The sequence below is a fragment of the Thalassotalea algicola genome, assembly GCF_012932965.1.
GTDB lineage: Bacteria > Pseudomonadota > Gammaproteobacteria > Enterobacterales > Alteromonadaceae > Thalassotalea_F > Thalassotalea_F algicola.
Genome location: NZ_JABBXH010000002.1, coordinates 688,167 through 710,974 on the forward strand (window position 1 = coordinate 688,167; position 22,808 = coordinate 710,974).

A 22,808-nucleotide genomic window follows, 5' to 3' on the forward strand; every position below is an offset into this window, starting at 1 on the left:
AGTTAAAGTGTAATAAATAGTAACTCCAACGAAGTAATAGGGGGTGTAGCCAAATGATGTTTTCTAAGTGTAATTTAATTAATTTGTTGTATAACAATGACATACATACGAAAGTGTAGGAAATAACAACATAGCGCATATTATTTAATCAAACAGCTGAATTGCAGCTATATCTGTGTGTTATTTCAATTTTTTCTTATGTAATAATGTAACTAATGTGTCGCTTTACATTAAGTTTTACAATTGAATACGGTCAATTTTGCTTGAAATTAAAGTTTGCGATAGCGACTCTTACCACTATCTTTTACAATAGCTTCTTTCGTTCTTAGTAAAAGTAACTGCCTTTTAATGACAGATAAAACACATAAGCACCAAATAGACTTACTAGAAGATCCAGTAGGACAAACGCTTAAAAATATGACCATTCCTATGATTTACGGAATGGTACTGCTTATGACGTTTAATTTAGTCGATACATTCTTTGTTGGATTACTTGGTACTCAGCCACTTGCTGCTGTAAGTTTTACCTTCCCTATTACATTTACAGTGATTAGCTTAACTATAGGCTTAGGAATAGGCACATCGGCTGTAATTGCTCGATATCTTGGCGCTAAAGATAAAGAAGCGGCAAAGGATAGCGCGACAAGCGCTATGTATTTAGCGGCAGTTATAGTGTCAGCATTATCTGCAGTTGGCTTTTATTTTACCGATGAAATATTTTTACTGTTAGGAGCTAGTGAAAGCTTATTGCCGTTAATTCATGAATATATGGATATTTGGTATTTAGGCAGTATTTGCCTTATTGGTCCTATGATAGGCAATGCGGTGTTACGCGCGTCAGGCGATACTAGAACACCAAGTATTGTTATGGGAAGTGCAGGCCTAATTAATGCTGTACTAGATCCTGTATTTATTTTCGGATTTGGACCAGTACCTGCCATGGGCGTGCAAGGAGCAGCAATAGCTACGCTTATTTCTTGGTTATTTGGCTTAGCTTTAGTATTAAATATTTTGGTACGAAAACGTCAATTAATTCATGGTCATTTTATTCCATTGCAAACATTTCTTAATGCTTGTAAACGTATTTTGCATATTGGGTTACCAGCCGCGGGGGCTAATATGTTAACGCCTATTGCTGCAGCAGTGATGACCGCAATCATTGCTGGCTATGGTGAATCGGCAGTTGCTGCGTTTGGGGTAGGCTCTCGTATTGAGTCAATTGCTAGTTTAGTCGTACTTGCCATGTCGATGACATTACCTCCCTTTATTAGCCAAAATTTTGGTGCCGGTAACATGGAGCGAGTTGAACAAGCTTATCGAACCTCTGTTAAATTCGTTATGTTTTGGCAAGTATTAATTTATGCATTACTTATTTTAGCTTCTTCGTATATTGCTAATGCTTTTGCTAAAGAGCAAGCGGTGGCTGATTTAATAGAATTGTTTATTTATACCCTGCCGTTAGGCTATGGGTTACAGGGTATTATCATTTTGACTAATTCATCATTTAATGCATTGCATAAACCTATGGTTGCACTTGTGTTGTCTGTTATTCGATTATTTGTTTGTTACGTGCCGTTGGCTTATTTAGGTAGCAAATTTTACGGTATTGAAGGATTCTTTGTTGGAGCCCTGTTAGGTAATTTAGTTATGGCTTTTGTTTCTTATTATTCTTTTACTCGTCAATTTATTGATCAAAATATTGATGTGGAGCCTCAATCAACATGAAGGATTTGCAGTTAGTTTCTGAATATACCCCTAATGGCGATCAACCAACAGCAATAGAACAATTACTAGATGGCATTGAATCAGGATTAGCACATCAAACCCTATTAGGAGTTACGGGTTCAGGTAAAACATTTACCGTGGCCAACGTGATAGCCAAATTAAATCGTCCGACCATGATGTTGGCACCCAATAAAACATTGGCTGCTCAGCTATATGGAGAAATGAAAGAGTTCTTCCCTAATAACGCCGTAGAATACTTTGTTTCTTATTATGATTATTATCAACCTGAAGCGTATGTACCTACGACAGATACTTTTATCGAGAAAGATGCGTCGATAAATGACCATATAGAACAAATGCGTCTGTCAGCGACTAAAGCATTGTTAGAGCGCCGAGATGTCATTATTGTTGCGTCTGTATCAGCGATTTATGGTTTAGGTGATCCCGACTCCTACCTTCAAATGATGTTGCATTTACGACAAGGCGATATCATTAACCAACGTGATATTTTGCGCCGACTGGCTGAACTGCAATACACACGAAATGATGTGGCCTTTCAACGAGCAACATATCGAGTTCGCGGTGATGTGATTGATATATTTCCGGCGGAATCGGATCGTTTAGCGCTTCGCGTAGAGCTATTTGATGAAGAGGTAGAAAAAATTAGTGAGTTTGACCCACTAACTGGTGCTGTAGAAAGAGCATTGGCCAGAGTAACTGTATACCCAAAAACTCACTATGCAACGCCACGAGAAAAGATACTAGCTGCTGTTGATTCGATTAAAATTGAATTAAAAGACCGTGCAAAACAATTAAAAGACAACAACAAGTTAATAGAGGAGCAACGAATAGTTCAACGTACCCAGTTTGATATTGAAATGATGACTGAATTGGGCTATTGCTCAGGTATAGAAAACTACTCTCGTTACTTATCTGGTCGAGCATCGGGCGAAGCGCCGCCGACATTATTTGATTACTTACCTGATGATGGTTTACTCGTGATTGACGAATCACATGTCACAGTACCGCAAATTGGTGCTATGTATAAAGGCGATAGATCTCGTAAAGAAAATCTTGTTGAGTATGGCTTTCGTTTACCTTCTGCCCTTGATAATCGTCCAATGAAATTTGAGGAATTTGAAGCATTAGCACCTCAAACCATTTACGTGTCGGCAACACCTAGTAACTATGAAATCGAAAAGTCAGGTGACGAAATAGCAGAGCAGGTTGTCAGACCGACGGGCTTATTAGATCCTGAAATTATGGTGCGTCCAGTAGATACGCAAGTTGACGATCTATTATCTGAAATTAATAAACGTGTACCGATCGGTGAAAGGGTACTTGCTACCACCTTAACAAAACGCATGGCAGAAGACTTAACTGACTATCTTGATGAGCATAATGTTAAAACGCGTTACCTGCATTCAGATGTCGATACGGTAGAACGAGTGGAAATAATACGTGATTTTCGCTTAGGGAAATTTGACGTATTAGTCGGTATTAACTTGCTCCGTGAAGGCTTAGATATGCCAGAAGTTTCATTAGTGGCTATTCTAGATGCCGATAAAGAAGGTTTTTTGCGTTCCGAACGTTCACTAATACAAACAATTGGCCGGGCTGCACGAAATGTTAATGGTAAAGCAATTTTGTACGCAGATAGAATTACGGGCTCAATGCGTCGAGCAATAGATGAAACTGATAGAAGACGAGAAAAGCAAGACAGCTATAACAAAGAGAAAGGTATAATACCTAAAGGTGTGATAAGAAAAATCACTGATGTTATGGATGTAGGCTTAGATCCTGAACAACAGCTAATTGCCAACAAGGTTGCTGAGAAACAAGCAAACTATAAGGTACTTTCTTTTGAAGAAATTGAAGAGAAAGTTAAGCAGCTTGAAACAACTATGATAGAACACGCTAAAAACTTAGAATTTGAACAAGCTGCCGCAGTTAGAGATGAAGTTGCAAAATTACGTGATCTGCAATTACAACGTTAATTATTTTAATTCTGGCATGGAGTAGCGACCAATAATATCCGCTACAGCTTCACTGTTGCAGTGAGCCAGGTTACTTATTTCTTCGATGATTTTATCTTGCACATCAACGGGAAACAGCATCAATTGTTCCAAATATAAATGAGCTTGCGTTTCTTTGTTGCAATTAATCATATTGGCTAAATGCATGGCATGGTTTTTCCATATAGCACTCATAAAGAGACCCTCATGGTTGTGGCTACCTCTTTAAGTTTAGTCTATTGGGCTGGAAAGGTTATATTCATTGGTTATTTTAAAGCGTAGAGATAATTGTCGAAGTTATAAAGCGGTAATATTATTGTCGCCATTTATTCCAACAAGGGGTAAAATTCCGCATCCAAATTTATTGGTTGTAAGAAATACCAATCAATATGCAAACAGAGATTTAACAACTATATGTCAGAAATAAGAGCCCGAGTTAACCTAAAGGTTGGGCACAACAGCGATATTGATGCAGAAATTCTTAGTTTCACATGTTTTGATAAAGACAACGAGCATGTGGCTATGGTATTTAAGCAAGCCGATTTAAAGCAAGATGTTCCACTTGTTCGAGTACACTCTGAATGTTTAACTGGCGATGTCTTTCATTCTTCTCGTTGTGACTGTGGCGAACAGCTCGATGAGAGTATAGAAAAAATGGCGGAAGAAGGCGGTGTCATCTTATACATGCGTCAAGAAGGCCGCGGCATCGGTTTGTATAATAAAATTGATGCATATGTATTGCAAAGCCAAGGTCTAAATACCTATCAAGCCAATAATCACTTAGGGTTTGACGACGATCAGCGCAGCTTTGAACATGCTATTGCAATGTTAAATGCGCTAGACATAAAGCAACTTAAATTGCTAACTAACAACCCTCGAAAAGCAAAAGCATTAGCAGACCATGTTGATGTTAAAGAAGTGGTAAATACTCGAGTTCACTTAAAGTCAGATAATGCCGAATATCTAGCAGCTAAACAGCAGCACGGTAAACACAATATTAAATTAGACTAAAAATTTAGAGCGTTGATAGGTTTTAACTTTAAACGCTTTAAATAACGATATTTTATAGGAACTCTATGCGCCGCAGTCATCATCCTGATATTGAAGTTAATGAAATTGACTGGCGAGTGTTAAAAACGCTGTGGCCATATTTATTAGAGTTTAAAGCCCGAATAGGAATTGCTGTCGCTTGTCTTATTTTGACTAAAATTGCCAGTGTATATCTTCCTTTTATCCTCAAAGACTTAGTTGATACTTTAGATGTTAATGGCAAGCAAAGTTTGCTGGTGGTGCCTTTGGGGTTAGTCGCCGCCTATGGCCTAGTGCGTTTTTCTATCGTTTTGTTTGCTGAAATTCGAGATACCTTATTTGGCCGAGTCACTGAGCGTGCAATTAGGCGTATTGGACTGAAGGTCTTTCAGCACTTACATCGACTAGAGTTAGATTTTCATTTAAATAGACAAACTGGTGGCTTATCTCGCGATATAGATAGAGGTACATCGGGCATTAACTTTTTAATGCGCTTTATGGTTTTTAATATCGTCCCGACCTTGTTCGAAATCGTCTTAGTTGTTGGCATATTAGGTTATAACTATGGTGCCTATTTCTCGTTAGCTGTCATCCTTTCTATTAGTTGCTATGTTGCGTATTCGGTCAAAGCGACCGAGTGGCGTACCCGATATATACGAGAAGCTAATAAAGCAGACTCTTCAAGTAACACGCGAGCCATTGATAGTTTACTTAACTATGAAACGGTCAAATATTTCACCAATGAGAGATACGAAGCAAATGCTTATGATGAGCAGTTGGCTAAATGGGAACAGGCAAAGATTAAGAATCGCTTAACGTTATTTGCCCTTAATGGCGGGCAAGCCTTAATTATAGCAATGTCGATGACCGTTATGTTGGCAATGGCTGCCTACCAAGTGACTTATCAACAAATGACACTGGGTGACTTCGTCTTAATAAATGCGTTCATGATGCAGCTTTTTATGCCGCTGAATTTTCTGGGGTTTGTTTATCGAGAAATTAAAGGCTCGATGGCTAATATTGAGAATATGTTTGGTTTGTTGTCTAAGGCACCCAAAGTTACAGATATACCTAATGCAAGTACCTTAGACGTTTCTGGTGGCCAAATAGATATCGAGGACGTTAGTTTTAGTTATGATGGTAAGCGACAGGTTTTAGATAAAGTGTCATTTAGTGTATTACCAGGTCAAAAAGTTGCGGTAGTAGGTGATAGTGGGTCAGGTAAGTCTACGTTGGTAAAACTACTGTTTCGTTTTTATGACGTTAATTCGGGAAAAGTTTGTATCGATGCTCAAGATATAAAACAAGTCACGCAAAATAGCTTGCGAAAACATATTGGTATTGTCCCACAAGATACGGTTTTATTTAACGACACGTTGTTCGCAAATATTCAGTATGGCAACCCATTAGCTGATGAATCAGAGGTTAAGCAAGCAATTAAGTTAGCTCATTTAGATAGCTTTATTGACTCGTTACCAGAAGGTGACAAAACGATTGTTGGCGAAAGGGGATTAAAATTATCTGGAGGTGAGAAACAGCGTGTTGCCATAGCAAGAACCATCTTAAAAAATCCTGAAGTATTGATTTTTGATGAAGCAACATCGTCGCTTGATAGTCACTCAGAGCAAGCAATTCTCACAGCCATTAAACAAGTAAGCAAAAATAGAACAAGTCTAGTGATAGCACACCGGTTGTCTACAGTTGTCGATGCTGACAATATCATCGTCATGAAACATGGCAAAATTATAGAACAGGGCAATCATCATTTCCTATTAGCCAAGCAGGGTGCCTATCATTCGATGTGGATGCTTCAACAGCAAAGCTAAAAGTTGATTAATTAACGGAGTTATAAATGTCCTCAAACTTACACCCTGCAGTTGAAAAAACAAAGCGATGGTTAGAAGAAATTGTTATTGGTCTAAATTTTTGTCCGTTTGCTAAAAAAGAATTTGTTAACAACACGATTCATTATCATGCCAGTAAACATGGGATGATAGAGCAAGCATTACATGAGCTTGCCGAGCAAATGCAGTTTTTGATTGAACACCCTGAAATTGAAACTAGCTTGGTCGTGTATGCCACAGGTTTTAGAGATTTTGGCAGATATTTGGATCTGGTAGATTACGCAAACGATCTGTTAGTCTCATTAGAGTTAGAAGGTGAGATTCAAATAGCGAGCTTTCACCCTGATTATATTTTTGAAGGGGAATCAGAGCAATCACCAAGTAACTATACTAACCGTTCACCATTCCCAACTATTCACCTAATTCGGGAGCCGAGTATGGAAAAGGTACTAGCCGTTTATAAAAATCCTGAACAGATACCTCAAGATAACATCGAGCTAGCTCATGAAAAGGGCGTTAAGTTTTTTAAACAGTTTTTGGCTAGCGTTCACAAAATGTAATGAGTTTCCAAGTCGTTTAAATTCGGTACACGTTGTAACAACTTGGTATCCTCCCTGATAGTTTTATTGCTGAAAATTCATACAATAGTAGCGACTAGTAAGGAGAAGACTAATGAGCGCATTGTCTCTAGGTAAACGATTCCATTTTGATAGCCTTGATGATTAACGGCAATTTTACAGCATTCAATTAAAACAAAACCTTTAGCTATTTTAATGTTGTTTGTTACTTTCTAAGGAAATTTCTATCAACAATTATTCTTCATATCAGGTACAATAGCCACTAATTGATGTTTAACTTATGTCTATAAAATAGTACATAAGAGATTGCTAAATAAGGCTTTATTAGTGGAAAAGGATACTATCATTCAAGTTGGCGGGGATATAGAAAAAGCATTGAAAGGTGATTATAAAATCAACCCTAAACAAGTGCTAACCGAAGCTTGGCAAAAAACGGGGAATACCCGTTGGACAATTAATATTGGCTTACTGTTTGTGCTTGTTTTAGGCATGCTTGCATCCGTTGTGCTTGGTCAATATTTAGGTGGTATCGAGCATATCTTTGAAAACCCCCAAGCAAGTATGATCCTTAATTTGGTTGTAACAATTGTGATCTGGCCTTTCTTAGCGGGCGTAGAGATGATGGGGGTTTTACATGCTGTTGGTGTTAAAACACAGCCTAAATTGGTTTTTGCATTTTTACGCCGTGGTAGCTGGGTAGCGATTTGTGCAGTAATGACGTCTATTTTCGTTAGCTTAGGCCTACAACTGTTAATTTTTCCCGGTATTTTTCTCGCGGTAGTTCTATCCTTAACTATACCTTTAGTTGTTGAAAAGCGGTTGTCGCCTGCCAAAGCAATAGTTTTGTCAATTAAGGCACTGCGTTTTCAGTGGTTCAATATTTTTACTGTTTACTTAGCATTAGTCGCTATTTTGGTGGTTGCGATTTTACCACTCGCCTTAGCTCAAGGATCTTCTTTAAGTATCTTTGCTGCTGTATTATTTTTTGTATTGATGTCTTACTTAGCTCCACTGTACTTCAATGTTAAAGGGATACTTTATCGGGATATATTTGGCATGAAAATTCACGCCGTTGCTGATGATCAGCAAGTTGGCAATGACACGTTCGTCGCGTAGACCTAAAGGATTTAGGATAAAAGATGTTAAGGAAATTATTATTAATAAGTACAGTCGTTGCCTTTATATTTTTATTGGCCTGGCCGTTTATATTTAAGCCGCAATACCTAAAGGAAGAAACTGTTGCAGTTAAACCTGAAGTGAAAAAGCCTGTTACTCCGGAAAAGCCGCTTCATAACGTTGCATTACCAAACTTTGCTGATATAAAAGATATAAAGCAAAAGAAATTGGCTTTCTTTTCATTTATTCGCCCAGCAGTGGAAATTCAAAACGACCAAATTCGTAAAGAAAGAACCCTATTGCTAAAAATGCTTGAACAAGTATCCCTTGAAGAAATATTAAGCGATGAGCAATATAGTGCGTTGGAACTACTCGCCACTCGTTACCGGGTGAGTCAAAAAGACAGCCTTATGCAACAGTTAAACGCTTTAATAGCTAAGGTTGATGAAATACCTACTGCACTTGTGTTGGTTCAGGCAGCTAATGAATCTGCTTGGGGAACGTCAAGATTTGCTCGAATTGGTTTAAATTTTTTCGGCATCTGGTGTTATCAAAAAGGTTGTGGCATGGTTCCTCGTTCGCGCAATAGTGGAGCAAACCATGAAGTTGAAGCTTTTCAGAGCGTAGATGATGCGGTAAAAAGATATTTACACAATATCAATACCAACAATGCTTATCAGGTATTTAGAACAATTAGGCAGCAATTGAGAGAACAAGAGCAGCCACTAATTCCTGAAATTTTGGCTACCGGCTTGTTACCATACTCTGAGCGTGGCTCTGACTATGTTATGGAGATATCAGATATGTTAAGACATAACCGCCAGTACCTAACTCCTATAACTACAATACCTGCAACTTCGCCTTAAAATAATTGATAGTAATCATGAAAAAGGGGCTTAGTAGCCCCTTTTTTATAAATATACTTTTATTATTGCACTAACGACACTTTCGTTATCTAAACCATCAATACCAAACTTGTTACGCCAGTAACTATATTCAATGCCGGCTGTTATAGCATTCGGCTTACCAAAGTAATTTCCAATATCTAAACGAATCTGAGGGTTGAAATGGAAATCTGCTGCGTGGTCATCAGCTGCAGACGACCAATCAAAGTACCCATCAATCATTAGTTTATGCTTGCCGAAATTAATAGGATAACCATAGGTCACGGTAAGTTGAACATCATTGTCTGCCAACTCGTTGTTAACTTGGTATAGGTTAGCGCCAAAATATGCAAACCCCGGAATAGTCCATGACGAACCAAGACCTAATAGGTAATTATCAAAACCTTTAGAAAAGCTAGGCTCTGATAAGGTTGAGTGCTCCCATGTAGCAGCTATAAAAAGGTCGTTTAATGGGCCGTACGAGACTTTATGGTTAAATGCATAATCAAAGCTCAATCGTGCTGATAGTTCACCATAAGTTTCTTTATGCCTTGGCGCGTTGTTATCAGCTTTAGCATCAATGCGGTCGACAAACATAAAAACGTCACCCCAGTTATGCCCTGAAGCATGTTCTAGCGTGAAAACATTAATATCGTCGTTGGTTAATACTTCAAAATCACTAGTGTTTTTTAAGTACGTTAAACTGTTTGAGCTAAATAGTGTTTCTGCGTTCACTGCATTTAGTGACATTAACGCACCTACAGCAAGCATAAAAATTTTATTGTTCATAGTTTTATCCAAAATAAATGAATTTAACGATAAATAACGCAGCTAATACTAAAACACTTTTAGATAGTTGCTGGTATTTTCCTGCGAAAATCCTTACGGCGGCATAGGCGATAAAACCAAAAGCGATGCCATGTGCTATAGAAAATGTGAGTGGCATGGTAATGCAAATAAGTGCTGCTGGTACCGCATCTAATAAATCGTCCCAGTCTATATGAGCAAGACTTGAGAGCATTAACACTGCCACAAAGAATAAAGGTCCTGCTGTTGCATAAGCTGGCACCATACCGGCAAGCGGCGAGAACAATAGTGCAAGCAAAAACAGTAATCCGACTACGACAGCGGTTAACCCTGTACGCCCGCCAGCACTTACACCAGATGCACTTTCTACATAACTGGTAGTTGTTGAGGTACCTAACATGCTACCTGCAATTGTCGCAGAAGAGTCGGCTAAAAGTGCTTTATTTAGTCGCGGAAGTGAACCGTCATCGTTTAGTAATTTTCCTTTTTGCGCTACAGCAATCAAAGTACCTGAGGTATCAAATAGGTCGACGAAGAGAAAAGCAAAAATGATGCTTATCATGCCAACTTCGGTTGCCCCGGCTATATCTAGTTGCATAAATGTTGGGGCGATATCTGGTGGCATTGACATCAAGCCATTAAATGCAACGTCGCCAAGCAGCACTCCTAAGCCAGTAATGATTAATATTGAATACATTACGGCGCCATTAATACCTCGACTGGCCATAGCTACAATGAGAAATAAGCCAAGTGCAGCCATTAAAGCAGGTAAGGCTGTTACATCACCCATATCTACTAAGGTGGCAGGGTTGTCAACGACAATGCCTGCGCTTTTTAGCCCGATAAAAGCCAAAAATAAGCCGATACCCGCAGCAATACCAAAACGAAGCGCCTGAGGTATGCTGTTTATGATCCACTCTCTTATCTTGAAAATGCTTAAAATTACGAAAATAATACCTGATATAAACACGCCACCTAATGCTACCTGCCAGGTGTAACCCATTTCCAATACTACGGTATAAGTAAAGAATGCATTCAATCCCATACCTGGAGCTAAAGCTATTGGATAATTTGCAATGAAACCCATGATAAAACAGCCGATAGCTGCAGCAACACATGTTGCAACAAATACTGCCCCATGATCCATACCTGCGTCAGCGAGCATTGTTGGGTTAACAAATATGATATAAGCCATGGTTAGGAACGTAGTAATACCTGCAATAACTTCTTGTCGAACATTGGTTTGATTTTCAGAAAGTTTAAAGAGATTTTCGAGCATAATAGATTGATTATATTATTGTTTAAGCCAAGTATAGTCGGCTTTTTTTTATTTGCGTTCCATGCTCCAATGTTTAATTGGTGGCAATACACCTACCACCATATATAAAAATGGCTAGATATTAGATATATCAATAATAAGAGAATCATCGATGTTGGTAGAAGACACAACTTCTTTTGAAAAATCGTAATCTTGTCTTGGGTTGCTGCGATCAATTGGTAGATTGATAAAATCAAATAGTGCTGTGTCGGCTAATTGACTAGGACTTACGTTCTTAATAGATTTGAAAATGTTTTCAATTCTGCCGGGAGAAGTTTTATCCCACTGTGTCAGCATTGCCTTGATGTTTTGGCGTTGCAAATTTTCTTGTGAGCCACATAAGTTACAAGGGATTATTGGATATTGCCTTAATTCTGCATAATCAATAAGATCTTTTTCGCGACAGTAAGTAAGTGGGCGAATAACCGTATTTCGACTGTCGTCTGCTCTTAGCTTTGGCGGCATAGCTTTTAGTTTAGCGCCGAAAAACATATTTAGGAATAGTGTTTCAACTATGTCATCCATATGATGGCCAAGTGCTATTTTCGTCGCACCAATTTCTTCAGCAAACGAGTAAAGAGTACCACGGCGAAGTCGTGAACAAAGGCCACAGGTTGTTTTGCCTTCAGGCACTTTTTGTTTTACTACAGAGTAAGTATCTTTATCAATAATGTAGTAGGGAATATCGAGTGATTCAAAGTAGTCTGGCAATATGTGCGCTGGGAAGCCAGGTTGTTTTTGATCTAGGTTTACAGCGATTACTTTAAAGTCTATAGGTGCCGCTTTTTGTAAACCAAGTAATATATCGAGCATAGCAAAAGAGTCTTTGCCGCCACTAATTGCTGCCATTACCACATCACCTTCTTCGATCATGTTGTAATCTGCAATAGCTTTGCCGACTTTATTACGAAGGCGCTTTTGCAATTTGTTTGCTTCGTACACTGCTTTTCTATTGTCTGCGTCAATCATATTTAAAACTACCTAGATAAATCGGCGCGTATTATAAAGGGAAAGGGCTTACATGATAAGTAAAAAATAACCAACAATTGTAAGAGGCATGTTGGTTATTTTTGTATTAGAGTTTTATGGTATTAGCTTTGTAATGGTGAAATGTAGTCGGCTGGTTTAAGTGCTAACACATCACAGTTGAGCTTATCGATAACATGCTCTGCGGTATTACCGATAAGCGCAGCGGATAAACCTGTGCGCCCAATTGTACCTAAAATGACTAATTCTGCATCGAGCTTCTGAGATAAACTCTCAATGACATCTTCAGGCAAGCCTTCTTTGACATAAGTGTGTTCTTTGTTAATACCATATTTTTCAGCATGCTCAGCCATGGCGTCTTGATGGTGCTTTAGCATAGTGTCGTTATATTGGCTTGCATCAAACTCTGGAATTTCAATCGCAATATTTACAGGTGTGCCAGGGAAGGAATTAACTAAATGAACGTTGGCATTAATAACATTTGCTAAATGTTTTGCTTCTTTAGTGATAATTTCGTTAAGTGATTGATGTTCATGTTCGTCACTCCCTACATTTACAGCGGCCAAAATGTTTCCGTTGGCAGGCCAAGAGTGATCTTTTACCAATAGTAGTGGGCAAGGGCATTTTCTTAGTAAATGCCAATCTGTAGGTGTAAATATCACCGACTTCAACTTGTCGTGCTCGTGAGTACCCTTAACTACAATGTCGTGATTGCTATTGAGTACTTGGTCGATTACTGCTTCAAAGGGTCTATTGTGCCAGATAACTTTAACATCGATACCTTTGTCCTGTGCACCTAACGCTTTAATTCGTTCTTCTATCCAAACTTTGCGATCTTTGATGACAGTTTGGCGCATTGATTCACGTTCATCGCTTGAAAGCATGGTTGTCATTTCATAAGAAAAATCAAAAATGCTAAGAAATGCTGTAAGCTTAGCATTTGTCTTAATTGACAAGTCTATCGCTCGGCCTAACGCCTTTTGCTCATCAGTTGTAGGATCAATTACAACAAGAATGTTTTTATACGTTTCCATGTTATGCCTCACCACCACATTAAGTTTAAAAACAGTGTGCCTGCTTTAAGTGATAAATAATTTGTTTTAAATCAACAAATAGAATCACCGAGTACGTATACTCAATAGCATAGTATGGAAACGTGGTTTAGAAAAGTGGCAAAAACTAAAGTAATGCCACTTGATGTAATTTGTCGATATCGTTAATTATTATTAATTTTCCGTCAATAGTAATTAAACCTTCTTTATGGAAGCGGTTCAACAATCGACTGATGGTTTCAACGGTAAGACCAATGTAATTACCAATATCACCACGTGTCATTGTTAATCGAAATTCAGAAGGTGAAAGGGCTCGTTCTTTATAACGAGAACTAAGCGTCGATAAAAATGTTGCTAAACGTTGTTCCGCATTTTTACGATTAAGTAGTGAAAGCATATCTTGATCAGTCAAGATTTCATTACTCATTAATCTAAGCACTTGACGTTTAAGTGAAGGCATTGAGTTTGATAATTCATCAAGCGTATTGTATGGGATTTCACAAACCATCGCTGTTTCAAGCGCTTGTGCAAAGCTTTGGTGTTCGCTATTTGCCAGCGCATCAAAACCGAGTAGGTCGCCTGCTAAGTGAAAGCCTGTTATTTGCTCTTCACCGTTTGAATCAATGGTAAATGTTTTAAATGTACCTGAACGAATTGCAAACAACGAGTGGAGGGCTTCGCCATCTTGAAATATTTTTTCACCCTTACGAATAGGGCGTTTACGATCAATAATATTATCAAGGGTATCCAGCTCTTTTTCGTTTAATGAAAAAGGTAAGCATAATTCGCTGATACTACAATTTTGACAATGAATGTGACTTTTGTGTGCGCACGACTGTGACATTAATCTAACTCGACCATGATAAATTTAACCTGACTATGATATTAAATCATAGCTTGGTAGGCAACCTGAACTGTATACATTCCGTAAACAATCATCAAAATAGCCGTTGTTTTTCTAAAATATTTCGATTTAAGTAACGACTGGACTGAAAACACACCAACAGATAATGAAATCATTGCGGGAAGTGTTCCTAATCCGAATGCTGCCATAATTAGCGCTCCCTGAGAGCCACTGCCGCTAGCTACTGACCAAGTCAATGTTGAATATACTAGCCCGCATGGTAGCCAGCCCCAGACAAGCCCCAATGAAAGCGCTTTAGTAGGTGAATCTACCGGCAGACATTTTTTGGCTAATGGTGAAATATGCTGCCATACAAATTTTCCGGCATTTTCTATTTTGGCTAGAATGAAAAGCCATTGACCTAGGTATAAACCGAGTAAAATTAAAAAAATACCAGATATCAATCTCATCGCATTAAGCGGTACACCAATACTTTTCGCAGCCAATGAACCTGTAAAGCCAACCGCTGCGCCAATTAGGCTATAAGAGAGAATACGACCTGCATGATAGCTTAAAATTAGCGGCCATTTTCGTATGCGCTCTTGATTAGGTAGTGCTGACAGTAACATACCCGACACGCCACCACACATAGTAAGGCAGTGACCTGCACCTAAAAGGCCAATGGCAAACGCTGATAACAAATCAATATTCATTTGTTAATGTTATCTTCCGTTTCATCGATTGTGCTATTTTGAGCCGTTTGAGGCTTATCTTGAGAATTATTTTTTAGTTGTTCGTCGTCAAAAAGAATACTTAAACCTTCTTTCTCCAAATCATTAAATTGTTCAGACTTAACAGCCCAGAAAAATAGGTAGATGCCTATTATTGTTAAAATAATAGCGATAGGGATTAAAACGTAAATTACACTCATTTCTTTAACAACCGTAGCGAGTTTGTAACAACTAATATCGAGCTAGCAGACATACCAATAACCGCCATATATGGCGTTATATAGCCCATGACGGCTAATGGCAATACTATTGCGTTATAGCCAAAAGCCCAGCCGTAATTTTGCCAAATGATACGTCGAGTATATTTGCCAATATTAATTAAGGTATTGAGCGATGACAATTGATTATTGAGCAAAATTACATCTGCACCACTTTTTGCTACGTCAGTTCCACTGCCCATAGCGATAGAGACATGAGCGGCACTAAATACGGGAGTATCATTGACGCCATCACCTACCATTGCTGTCGTGTGAACTTTGTTTCTTTCCTTAATAATCGACATTTTTTCATGGGCTGTTAGGCTGGCGTGAATTTGATCGATAGGTAATGCATTAGCAACATTAGCACAGCCGGTTTCACTGTCACCTGATAGCATCAACGTTGAGGTGTTTTGTTGTTTTAATTTATTTAGTACTTTCTCTGCATCATCGCGAAGAGTATCTGTTAGATATAGAGCTGCGCAGGTTTCTTCATTGATAACGACTACTATTTGCGCGTTATTACCGTCATTTTCATGTTGCTGGGTTAGCAGCCAACTTGCTTTACCTAACTTAATGTTTAGGCCTTGTACTTGGCCTGATATACCAAGCCCCGGGTGCACTTCAACTTTCGCTGCATTAATTGAATAATCACGAAATTCGTTAAAAGCATTAGCGATAGGGTGCTGTGAATGGGCCTCTAGTGCGGCAATAAGTGTTAATAATTGCTGCTCTGAATACTGCTGGTTAAATCGTTTGATTTTAGCCACAGTAAATTCACCTTTGGTTAGGGTGCCTGTTTTATCAAAAGCAAAAAGGTCTACCTCAGGAATGGTTTCCATTACATGTCCTGATTTTATCATTATGCCTTCACGGTTTAAGCGAGTCGTAGCACAAGTTAAAGCCGTAGGAGTGGCAAGTGAAAGGGCACAAGGGCATGTGGCTACTAATACTGAAAGCGTTATCCAGAATGCTTCTTCTGGCATGTGTTGTTGCCAATATAACGCAGTAAAAATTGATGTTATTAAAATTAATGCCACAAAATATTGGGCAATTTTGTCTGAAAGTTGTGCAATTTTAGGCTTGTGAGCTTGTGATGATTCGCTTAAACGAATTAATTGACTAAGAAAAGTATTGGTACCAGGCTGCTTTACGCGAGCAATTAGGTTGCCGTCGCCATTAATCGTACCGGCATAAATATTTTCTCCACTTTGCTTTGCAACAGGCTTTTGCTCACCTGATAACATAGCTTCATTTAAGTGGCTATTTCCTGTTTCTATAATGCAATCAGCAGGTACAGTTTCTCCGGGTTTAATCATTACTTGGTCATTAACCGCTAACGACTTAGCAGTGACAAATGATTCAACACCATTAACAACCTTTGTTGCCGTCATTGGCATTAGTTTTAACAAGTTAGCCGAGACTTGAGCAGCTCTAGAACGAGCACGGAACTCTAGGAACTTTCCAATCAACAATAGGAAGGTGAACATCGACACTGATTCAAAGTACACCTCGCCACTTTGCATAATTGTTGCCCAAGCACTAGCAAAAAATGCAAGTAATATCGCAATAGAAACAGGGACATCCATCGAGAGCCTGTGGGCCTTTATAGCGTTTATGGCACCGACATAAAATGGAAATGCACCATAAAATATAATAGGGGTGGTTAGTAGCAGGCTTGTGTAACGCAAGTAAACTAAATTGTGCTCAGACATATCTGAAAAGGCGCCAAAGTATAAACCAATGGCGATCATCATTACTTGCATCATTAAAATGCCAGAAATGCCTAATCGTTTGATAAATGTCTTACTTTGCTCGATGTTTTGCTGTTCGACATCACTAGCTTTAAATGGAAGTGCGTGGTAACCAAGTCGCTCAATATGTTCAATGATTTTACTCAGCTTAATTATTTCATTTTGCCATGTAACCGTTGCTCGTTGAGTTGTAGCGTTTACTGAAATATTATGGATACCTGCAACTTGTTCCAGTTTCATTTCAATTAACCAAGCACATGCTGCACAGCTTATGCCGTCTACGGTGAGAATAGTTTCTCGATTTTCACCTGACTGATGGGTAAACTCATGTTGTAAGTTATCATCATCCAAAAGCCTATTGCGTTTTAGCTGGTCTGGCACCAATGTCGAACCTTTAGGAGCGTTTTCAGTGCGAAATTTATAGTAGTCAGTAAGGTGATTGGCAACAATAGTTTCTGCGACGGCTTGGCAGCCCGCACAACACATTGCTCTAGCGGCGTTATTTATATCGACATTGAGCACAATACCGTTGGGTATCGGCTCACCACAATGAAAACAAGGTTCTGACATTATTGAGCTTCAGCAGGGTTCGGTATTAACTCGATAAAGTTTGCCTGAGGCAAGGCAATGGTTGATTGAATCTTCCAGTTATTTTCAAATGACGAAATTGTTACTCGCCACTTTCCTGAAACTTTTTGGTCAAACGTATGACGAAAATCGCCATTACCGTCAGGTGTAAGTGCTAAATAAAAATCTTTTTCTTGTTGAGTAGGATGATAAAAATTAGCATTAATAATTGGGAACTCCCTCTCAATACCTAAAGGAGTAATAATCAATTCATTATTTGCCAGTTTTAGCCCAAATTTCATACCTAACTTTTGTGCATGCTTAACTTTGGAAACTTGGATATTTATTGCTTTACCTTTTTTGTAGTAATCACCGACAACGAGATCATCTGGATCGGTATTAGCAATTATTAACGTAGTAATACCTGCGATTACTGCTGATAGGGGGAGAAAAAAGACTAACCAAGCCCAGGGCTCTTTATACCAAGGTGTTTTCATTGACTATTTTTATCAGTAAATTTGGGGTCGTATTGTATCTTTTTTCGAATCTTGACCCAAGTAAATTCGTAATATGTAATGGTCTAAATAATAAAAAGCGCCTTGTTGAAAATTCAACAAGGCGCTTTTAAATAACTATTTTAAATCAGTTACTTTTGAGAAAGGCTATAAACGTATGCGCTAATAACGTGTACTTTATCTTCGCCTAAAATGTGTTGCCATGCAGGCATAACACCCGCTCTACCATTACGAATTGATTCTTCAACCGCTTTTTGCGAGCCACCATATAACCAAATGTTGTCGTTTAATGCTGGAGCACCTAGAGCGATACCCATTTCAGCACTACCTTGACCAGCGTCACCATGACATGCGGCACACATTGCAAACTTAGGTGCTGCCTTGGCTGCATCGTCTGCGTTAACTTCACGACCACTTAAACTCAATACATAAGCAGCCATTTCTTTAACGCCTTGCTCACCGCCTAATGCCGCTTTCCATGGCATCATTCCGTTCGCTTTACGACCGTCCATAATACTTGCTTTGATAGCAGCAGCATCACCACTGTATAACCAATCTTTATCAGCAAGGTTAGGGAAGCCAGTTGTACCACGAGCATCTGAACCGTGACATTGAGCACAGTTTTGTAGGAATAAGCGTTGACCAACTTTTAACGCTTCTTCATCAGTTGCTAAGTCTTCGATGCTACGCGCAGCGTAAGCCTCAAAGATTGGGCCATACTTTTCTTCAGCACGAGCAACTTCGCGATCGTACTCAACTAGCAGGCCAGAGCCTTCAGCTAAGCTAGATGCTGTTTGCGCTTTAGAAGAATCCAAAGTCAAAACATCTTGGTTTGAACTTTTCCAGCCCAATAGGCCATCCCAATTTGAACCAAAAACACCTGGGTATAGTGCTAAGTAACCAAAGCCCCAAATGATCGTTAATAAGAAGAATGTACTCCACCACTTAGGTAGTGGGTTATTTAATTCTTCAATGCCGTCGAATTCGTGTCCCATAGACTCGCCTTCAGGCACGCCTGCAAAGTTCTTTAAACACCAGCGAAGTAGGATATAACAACCTACTAAGGTGCCTAGTGTTAGAACAGCTATCCAAATACTCCAGAAGCTAGACATTATTATTAGTCTCCTGTTTGTTTACTTCATCTTTGCGGTCTTCTTCAAAAATTGAGTTAGCAGCATCGTCAAATGAAGAACGACGTTTCTTGCTGTATGCCCAAACCACAATGATAATAAAAAGTGCCAATATAAGGAGGGCGATTAACCCTCTTAGTGTACCGTAGTCCATATCAATTATTTCAACGCATGACCTAATGACTGAAGATAAGCGATAATAGCTTCCATTTCTGTTTTGCCTTCAACATCAGAACGTGCATTTGCAATATCTTCTGCTGAATATAAAGGAATTGGATTACCACTTGCGTCTTTATGACCACGGTTTCTAGTTAGTAAGTTAAAAGTTTCTAACTTTTTGGCCGTTAATTTACCGTCTAACTTATTTTCTTCTAACCATTTAAAAGATGGCATATTTGACTCAGGTACAACTGAACGTGGGTCAATTAAGTGAGCACGATGCCAGTCATCAGAATAACGACCACCAACACGAGCTAAATCAGGACCTGTACGTTTTGAACCCCATAGAAACGGATGTTCCCAAACATGTTCACCGGCAACCGAGTAGTGACCATAACGTTCTGTTTCTGCACGGAACGGACGAATCATTTGGCTGTGACATGTATTACAACCTTCACGGATGTATATATCACGACCTTCCATTTCTAACGCTGTGTATGGGCGTAAGTTTGTTACAGGTGTCGTTGTTTCTTTTTGGAAAAACAACGGTGTAATTTCAACTAAACCACCAATACTGATTGCTAAAATTGTGAATATAAAGAACCAACCAACGTGCTTCTCTACTGCTTCGTGCTTATTTTGCGTATTATTCGACATTATAACTCTCCTTAAGCTGCTTCAACTTTCTTAAGGCTGCCGTTTTCAGCACCTATGGTTTTAAACATGTTGTAAAGCATGATTACGAAACCAGCTACAACTAATACGCCGCCTAAGAAGCGCATAAAGTAGAACGGGTAAGAAGCGGTTAAACTTTCTACGAAGCTATAAGTTAGCGTACCGTCTGTATTTACAGCGCGCCACATTAAACCTTGCATTACACCTGAAATCCACATAGCTACGATATATAAAACAATACCAGCTGTGTGCATCCAGAAGTGGATGTTGATTAAACGAATGCTAAACATACGTTGTTGATTAAATAACACAGGAATTAAGTGGTACATTGCACCAATTGAAACCATAGCTACCCAACCTAAAGCACCAGAGTGAACGTGACCAACGGTCCAATCAGTGTAGTGAGATAAGGCATTAACTGACTTAATCGCCATCATTGGACCTTCAAAAGTAGACATACCATAGAAAGATAATGAAACGATTAGGAAACGAAGAATTGGATCGTGACGAAGTTTGTGCCAAGCACCAGATAGCGTCATGATACCGTTAATCATACCACCCCAAGATGGTAAGAATAAAACAACTGACATTACCATACCTAAGCTTTGTGCCCAGTCAGGAAGTGCAGTGTAATGTAAGTGGTGTGGTCCTGCCCATATGTAAAGAGAAACTAACGCCCAGAAGTGAACGATAGATAAACGGTATGAGTAAACAGGACGTTCTGCTTGCTTAGGAACGAAGTAGTACATCATGCCTAAGAAACCAGCTGTTAATAGGAAACCTACGGCATTATGACCATACCACCATTGCATCATCGCATCGATGGCACCAGAGTATATGGAATAAGACTTCATCATTGAAACTGGAATTGCCATACTGTTACCAATATGCAGTACAGCTACGGTGAGAATGAATCCACCGAAGAACCAGTTAGCCACATATATATGTGACGTTTTACGCTTTATTAGCGTGCCAAAGAATACGATTGCGTAACTCACCCAGACAACGGCGATAGCAATATCGATTGGCCATTCAAGTTCTGCGTACTCTTTACTTGAGGTGTAACCTAAAGGAAGAGTAATTGCGGCAGCAACTATAATGGCTTGCCAACCCCAAAAGGTGAATGACGCGAGGCTTCCGCCAAATAACGCTGTTTTACACGTACGTTGTACAACGTAATATGAAGTAGCGAATAAGGCGCTAGTACCAAATGCAAAAATTACCGCATTGGTATGCAATGGACGTAGACGGGAGTAGGTTAACCAAGGGGTATCAAAGTTTAATGCAGGCCAAATTAATTGTGCTGCAATTAAGACACCAACTAGCGTACCAACGAACCCCCAAATGACAGTCATCACAGTAAATTGACGCACAACATTCATGTTGTAGTCTACTGCTGATGTATTACTTTGACTCATGTTTATGGTTTCCGCAGTTATAATTATTCATTAACAGATAGTGGATCTCGCTCGAAAACCACAATTATATCTATTGATTAGTTATAGACTATAAATTGCAAGTTGACCTAGCGGTTCTCCAATCCGAGCGCATAATAAAGATTTCGTACATAAAAGTCATTAGTATCAAAGGGAAAACCTGTTCTAAATCAAAAAAAATCATAGATAGTTACAATAATTGAAATAAATGCCTGTAAAATAGTGCTAGCAGTTAGTTAATGGGTTGAAAAGTGGTCAAAAAATACTCAGCGTTTTTACTTGTTTTAATTAGCCTTTTAGCTTGTGAAAGGCAAAGTGCTTTTGAAAATTTAATCCAAGAGCCGTCTTGTATCAAAAGCCAGAGTCATTGTCAGTTGAATACTAAGGCAGGACTATTGAATATCCAATTTAATGTCCGGTATCTAATTGCTGAAGCGCCTTTTGAGCTTTATGTAAGTGTTCCCAATGAACGATACACAATCAAAAGAGGCTATATGGAAGGTGTTGATATGTTTATGGGGAAAATTCCGTTGTTTTTTGACGCTCATACTGCTGAAGAGGTTATAGCAGAAAGTATGTTTGGCAGTTGTAGTCAAGATAAAATGCAATGGCGAATTTGGCTAGAAGTTATTGATAAAGAGTTAGGTGAAACTGTGGTTCAAACAGTCTCTTTTACTATTACCAGTTATCGAGGTATGAAAGCGCTTCCTGCTAGCTCATAATTAACCAAATGGCGACGCATATCATCAGTGTGCCAGATACTTGGTTAAGTAACTTTACATTGTTACGTTGAGTAAGCACTTTACCGATAGTTTTTCCTCCAGTAGCGTATATCATCATGCAAACAAACTCTGACACCAAGATGATTGCGATAAGTAAACTTAGTTGTGGAATAACTGGGATTTCTGGGTTAATAAATGGTGGTAGCAAAGAGACCATAAAAGCCCAGCCTTTGGGGTTAGCAATGGCCGTAATAAAGCCTTGATTGAACAGTTGCCATCGCGCTACTTCTTTTACCTTATTTTCCTCAGAAATAGCTAACTTACCTTTTGACAAAAACATGTTGATACCGACATAACACAGGTAGCAACCGCCAAGTATCTTCAATGTTTCAAATGCTGAAGGGTAACGATTTAGTATTGATGACACACCAGCAACCGCTGCGACGGCAACCGTGGCAACGCCTAAAAGCTCTCCACTCATCATGAACATGGTACGCCTAACACCAACGGACATGCCTAAACTCATGGCTAATGTCATACACATTCCAGGTGTAATACTTACGAAGAAAAATGTAGGGATGAATACAGCAATTAAGGCAATATCGAACATCATGATGGCTATTAACTTTTGGTAAGATACAGTAAAGCTCCCGAAGGAGCTTT

23 protein-coding genes and 1 pseudogene are annotated in these 22,808 nt (G+C 39.0%); 9 read left to right on the forward strand and 15 right to left on the reverse strand.

The window, feature by feature from the left end:
- The first annotated feature begins 348 nt into the window (after positions 1-348).
- Together HII17_RS07775 and uvrB are read left to right on the forward strand one after the other, a co-directional pair.
- A complete protein-coding gene (locus tag HII17_RS07775) occupies positions 349-1,725 on the forward strand; it encodes an MATE family efflux transporter (RefSeq protein ID WP_169074766.1) in 1,377 nt (458 codons plus the stop codon).
- Positions 1,722-3,722, forward strand: coding sequence for an excinuclease ABC subunit UvrB (gene uvrB, locus HII17_RS07780; protein ID WP_169074767.1), 2,001 nt, complete (start codon positions 1,722-1,724; stop codon positions 3,720-3,722). Before HII17_RS07775 ends, uvrB begins: the two co-directional genes overlap by 4 nt.
- Here uvrB and HII17_RS07785 read toward each other — a convergent pair whose 3' ends face one another.
- Positions 3,723-3,935 (reverse strand): hypothetical protein, encoded by a 213-nt coding sequence (locus tag HII17_RS07785; RefSeq protein WP_169074768.1) that lies wholly within the window; start codon positions 3,933-3,935, stop codon positions 3,723-3,725.
- Between the two features lie 219 nt (positions 3,936-4,154).
- Here HII17_RS07785 and HII17_RS07790 point away from each other — a divergent pair, with 219 nt between their 5' ends.
- The 6 genes and pseudogenes from HII17_RS07790 to HII17_RS07810 all read left to right on the forward strand — a co-directional run bounded on the left by HII17_RS07790 (position 4,155) and on the right by HII17_RS07810 (position 9,173).
- Entirely contained in the window at positions 4,155-4,751 is a 597-nt protein-coding gene (locus HII17_RS07790) for a GTP cyclohydrolase II (RefSeq protein WP_169074769.1), read from the forward strand.
- A gap of 65 nt (positions 4,752-4,816) precedes the next feature.
- Positions 4,817-5,680: pseudogene (locus tag HII17_RS19380) on the forward strand (ABC transporter transmembrane domain-containing protein); the annotation flags it as partial.
- Positions 5,681-5,875: 195 nt separating this feature from the next.
- Positions 5,876-6,595: an ATP-binding cassette domain-containing protein gene (locus tag HII17_RS19385; protein WP_408033884.1), complete on the forward strand. Its 720-nt coding sequence runs from the start codon at positions 5,876-5,878 to the stop codon at positions 6,593-6,595.
- A gap of 26 nt (positions 6,596-6,621) precedes the next feature.
- Complete coding sequence (locus tag HII17_RS07800) at positions 6,622-7,173, forward strand: DUF1415 domain-containing protein (RefSeq protein ID WP_169074771.1); 552 nt, start codon at positions 6,622-6,624, stop codon at positions 7,171-7,173.
- Positions 7,174-7,518: 345 nt separating this feature from the next.
- Entirely contained in the window at positions 7,519-8,307 is a 789-nt protein-coding gene (locus HII17_RS07805) for a hypothetical protein (protein WP_169074772.1), read from the forward strand.
- Between the two features lie 23 nt (positions 8,308-8,330).
- Entirely contained in the window at positions 8,331-9,173 is an 843-nt protein-coding gene (locus tag HII17_RS07810; RefSeq protein WP_169074773.1) for a glucosaminidase domain-containing protein, read from the forward strand.
- A gap of 45 nt (positions 9,174-9,218) precedes the next feature.
- On the opposite strand, the gene HII17_RS07815 is transcribed toward HII17_RS07810, so the two are convergent.
- The 13 genes from HII17_RS07815 to ccoN form a co-directional block, all read right to left on the reverse strand.
- Positions 9,219-9,980 (reverse strand): outer membrane protein OmpK, encoded by a 762-nt coding sequence (locus HII17_RS07815; RefSeq protein WP_169074774.1) that lies wholly within the window; start codon positions 9,978-9,980, stop codon positions 9,219-9,221.
- A gap of 4 nt (positions 9,981-9,984) precedes the next feature.
- Positions 9,985-11,277 (reverse strand): NCS2 family permease, encoded by a 1,293-nt coding sequence (locus tag HII17_RS07820; RefSeq protein WP_169074775.1) that lies wholly within the window; start codon positions 11,275-11,277, stop codon positions 9,985-9,987.
- 114 nt (positions 11,278-11,391) lie between these two features.
- A complete protein-coding gene (ttcA, locus tag HII17_RS07825; RefSeq protein WP_169074776.1) occupies positions 11,392-12,285 on the reverse strand; it encodes a tRNA 2-thiocytidine(32) synthetase TtcA in 894 nt (297 codons plus the stop codon).
- Between the two features lie 122 nt (positions 12,286-12,407).
- Positions 12,408-13,337 carry a universal stress protein UspE gene (gene uspE / locus HII17_RS07830; protein WP_169074777.1) on the reverse strand — a complete coding sequence of 310 codons (930 nt, stop codon included), beginning with the start codon at positions 13,335-13,337 and terminating at the stop codon, positions 12,408-12,410.
- Positions 13,338-13,482: 145 nt separating this feature from the next.
- Entirely contained in the window at positions 13,483-14,199 is a 717-nt protein-coding gene (fnr, locus tag HII17_RS07835) for a fumarate/nitrate reduction transcriptional regulator Fnr (protein ID WP_169074778.1), read from the reverse strand.
- 41 nt (positions 14,200-14,240) lie between these two features.
- Entirely contained in the window at positions 14,241-14,912 is a 672-nt protein-coding gene (locus HII17_RS07840) for a sulfite exporter TauE/SafE family protein (RefSeq protein WP_169074779.1), read from the reverse strand.
- Positions 14,909-15,130 carry a cbb3-type cytochrome oxidase assembly protein CcoS gene (ccoS, locus tag HII17_RS07845; RefSeq protein ID WP_169074780.1) on the reverse strand — a complete coding sequence of 74 codons (222 nt, stop codon included), beginning with the start codon at positions 15,128-15,130 and terminating at the stop codon, positions 14,909-14,911. Before ccoS ends, HII17_RS07840 begins: the two co-directional genes overlap by 4 nt.
- Complete coding sequence (locus HII17_RS07850; protein ID WP_169074781.1) at positions 15,127-17,511, reverse strand: heavy metal translocating P-type ATPase; 2,385 nt, start codon at positions 17,509-17,511, stop codon at positions 15,127-15,129. The genes ccoS and HII17_RS07850 overlap by 4 nt, the downstream gene beginning before the upstream one ends.
- Entirely contained in the window at positions 17,511-18,005 is a 495-nt protein-coding gene (locus tag HII17_RS07855) for a FixH family protein (protein WP_169074782.1), read from the reverse strand. The genes HII17_RS07850 and HII17_RS07855 overlap by 1 nt, the downstream gene beginning before the upstream one ends.
- Positions 18,006-18,154: 149 nt before the next feature.
- Positions 18,155-19,135, reverse strand: a complete 981-nt coding sequence (gene ccoP / locus HII17_RS07860; protein ID WP_169074783.1) for a cytochrome-c oxidase, cbb3-type subunit III — start codon at positions 19,133-19,135, stop codon at positions 18,155-18,157.
- Positions 19,128-19,307 carry a cbb3-type cytochrome oxidase subunit 3 gene (locus tag HII17_RS07865; protein WP_169074784.1) on the reverse strand — a complete coding sequence of 60 codons (180 nt, stop codon included), beginning with the start codon at positions 19,305-19,307 and terminating at the stop codon, positions 19,128-19,130. The genes ccoP and HII17_RS07865 overlap by 8 nt, the downstream gene beginning before the upstream one ends.
- Before the next feature lie 5 nt (positions 19,308-19,312).
- Positions 19,313-19,969, reverse strand: a complete 657-nt coding sequence (ccoO, locus tag HII17_RS07870) for a cytochrome-c oxidase, cbb3-type subunit II (protein ID WP_169074785.1) — start codon at positions 19,967-19,969, stop codon at positions 19,313-19,315.
- A gap of 11 nt (positions 19,970-19,980) precedes the next feature.
- Entirely contained in the window at positions 19,981-21,405 is a 1,425-nt protein-coding gene (ccoN, locus tag HII17_RS07875) for a cytochrome-c oxidase, cbb3-type subunit I (protein ID WP_169074786.1), read from the reverse strand.
- Positions 21,406-21,818: 413 nt separating this feature from the next.
- Between ccoN and HII17_RS07880 the strand changes: the two genes are divergently transcribed.
- The gene (locus tag HII17_RS07880) at positions 21,819-22,145 is read left to right on the forward strand and encodes a hypothetical protein (protein WP_169074787.1); all 327 of its coding nucleotides are present in this window, start codon (positions 21,819-21,821) and stop codon (positions 22,143-22,145) included.
- Here the strand turns inward: HII17_RS07880 and HII17_RS07885 are convergent.
- Entirely contained in the window at positions 22,135-22,755 is a 621-nt protein-coding gene (locus tag HII17_RS07885; protein WP_169074961.1) for a LysE family translocator, read from the reverse strand. The two genes, HII17_RS07880 and HII17_RS07885, sit on opposite strands and share 11 nt — an antisense overlap.
- Between the last annotated feature and the right edge of the window lie 53 nt (positions 22,756-22,808).

What these genes read in the sequence shown, in the direction of transcription:
- HII17_RS07815 (WP_169074774.1), bottom strand. Translation starts at nt 9,980, where the DNA reads ATGAACAATAAAATTTTTATGCTTGCTGTAGGTGCGTTAATGTCACTA.
- HII17_RS07850 (WP_169074781.1), bottom strand. Translation starts at nt 17,511, where the DNA reads ATGTCAGAACCTTGTTTTCATTGTGGTGAGCCGATACCCAACGGTATT.
- HII17_RS07810 (WP_169074773.1), top strand. Translation starts at nt 8,331, where the DNA reads ATGTTAAGGAAATTATTATTAATAAGTACAGTCGTTGCCTTTATATTT.
- ccoP (WP_169074783.1), bottom strand. Translation starts at nt 19,135, where the DNA reads ATGTCTAGCTTCTGGAGTATTTGGATAGCTGTTCTAACACTAGGCACC.
- HII17_RS07785 (WP_169074768.1), bottom strand. Translation starts at nt 3,935, where the DNA reads ATGAGTGCTATATGGAAAAACCATGCCATGCATTTAGCCAATATGATT.
- fnr (WP_169074778.1), bottom strand. Translation starts at nt 14,199, where the DNA reads ATGTCACAGTCGTGCGCACACAAAAGTCACATTCATTGTCAAAATTGT.
- ccoO (WP_169074785.1), bottom strand. Translation starts at nt 19,969, where the DNA reads ATGTCGAATAATACGCAAAATAAGCACGAAGCAGTAGAGAAGCACGTT.
- HII17_RS07790 (WP_169074769.1), top strand. Translation starts at nt 4,155, where the DNA reads ATGTCAGAAATAAGAGCCCGAGTTAACCTAAAGGTTGGGCACAACAGC.
- uspE (WP_169074777.1), bottom strand. Translation starts at nt 13,337, where the DNA reads ATGGAAACGTATAAAAACATTCTTGTTGTAATTGATCCTACAACTGAT.
- HII17_RS07800 (WP_169074771.1), top strand. Translation starts at nt 6,622, where the DNA reads ATGTCCTCAAACTTACACCCTGCAGTTGAAAAAACAAAGCGATGGTTA.
- HII17_RS07775 (WP_169074766.1), top strand. Translation starts at nt 349, where the DNA reads ATGACAGATAAAACACATAAGCACCAAATAGACTTACTAGAAGATCCA.
- HII17_RS07820 (WP_169074775.1), bottom strand. Translation starts at nt 11,277, where the DNA reads ATGCTCGAAAATCTCTTTAAACTTTCTGAAAATCAAACCAATGTTCGA.
- HII17_RS07885 (WP_169074961.1), bottom strand. Translation starts at nt 22,755, where the DNA reads ATGTTCGATATTGCCTTAATTGCTGTATTCATCCCTACATTTTTCTTC.
- HII17_RS07840 (WP_169074779.1), bottom strand. Translation starts at nt 14,912, where the DNA reads ATGAATATTGATTTGTTATCAGCGTTTGCCATTGGCCTTTTAGGTGCA.
- ttcA (WP_169074776.1), bottom strand. Translation starts at nt 12,285, where the DNA reads ATGATTGACGCAGACAATAGAAAAGCAGTGTACGAAGCAAACAAATTG.
- ccoS (WP_169074780.1), bottom strand. Translation starts at nt 15,130, where the DNA reads ATGAGTGTAATTTACGTTTTAATCCCTATCGCTATTATTTTAACAATA.
- ccoN (WP_169074786.1), bottom strand. Translation starts at nt 21,405, where the DNA reads ATGAGTCAAAGTAATACATCAGCAGTAGACTACAACATGAATGTTGTG.
- HII17_RS07865 (WP_169074784.1), bottom strand. Translation starts at nt 19,307, where the DNA reads ATGGACTACGGTACACTAAGAGGGTTAATCGCCCTCCTTATATTGGCA.
- uvrB (WP_169074767.1), top strand. Translation starts at nt 1,722, where the DNA reads ATGAAGGATTTGCAGTTAGTTTCTGAATATACCCCTAATGGCGATCAA.
- HII17_RS07855 (WP_169074782.1), bottom strand. Translation starts at nt 18,005, where the DNA reads ATGAAAACACCTTGGTATAAAGAGCCCTGGGCTTGGTTAGTCTTTTTT.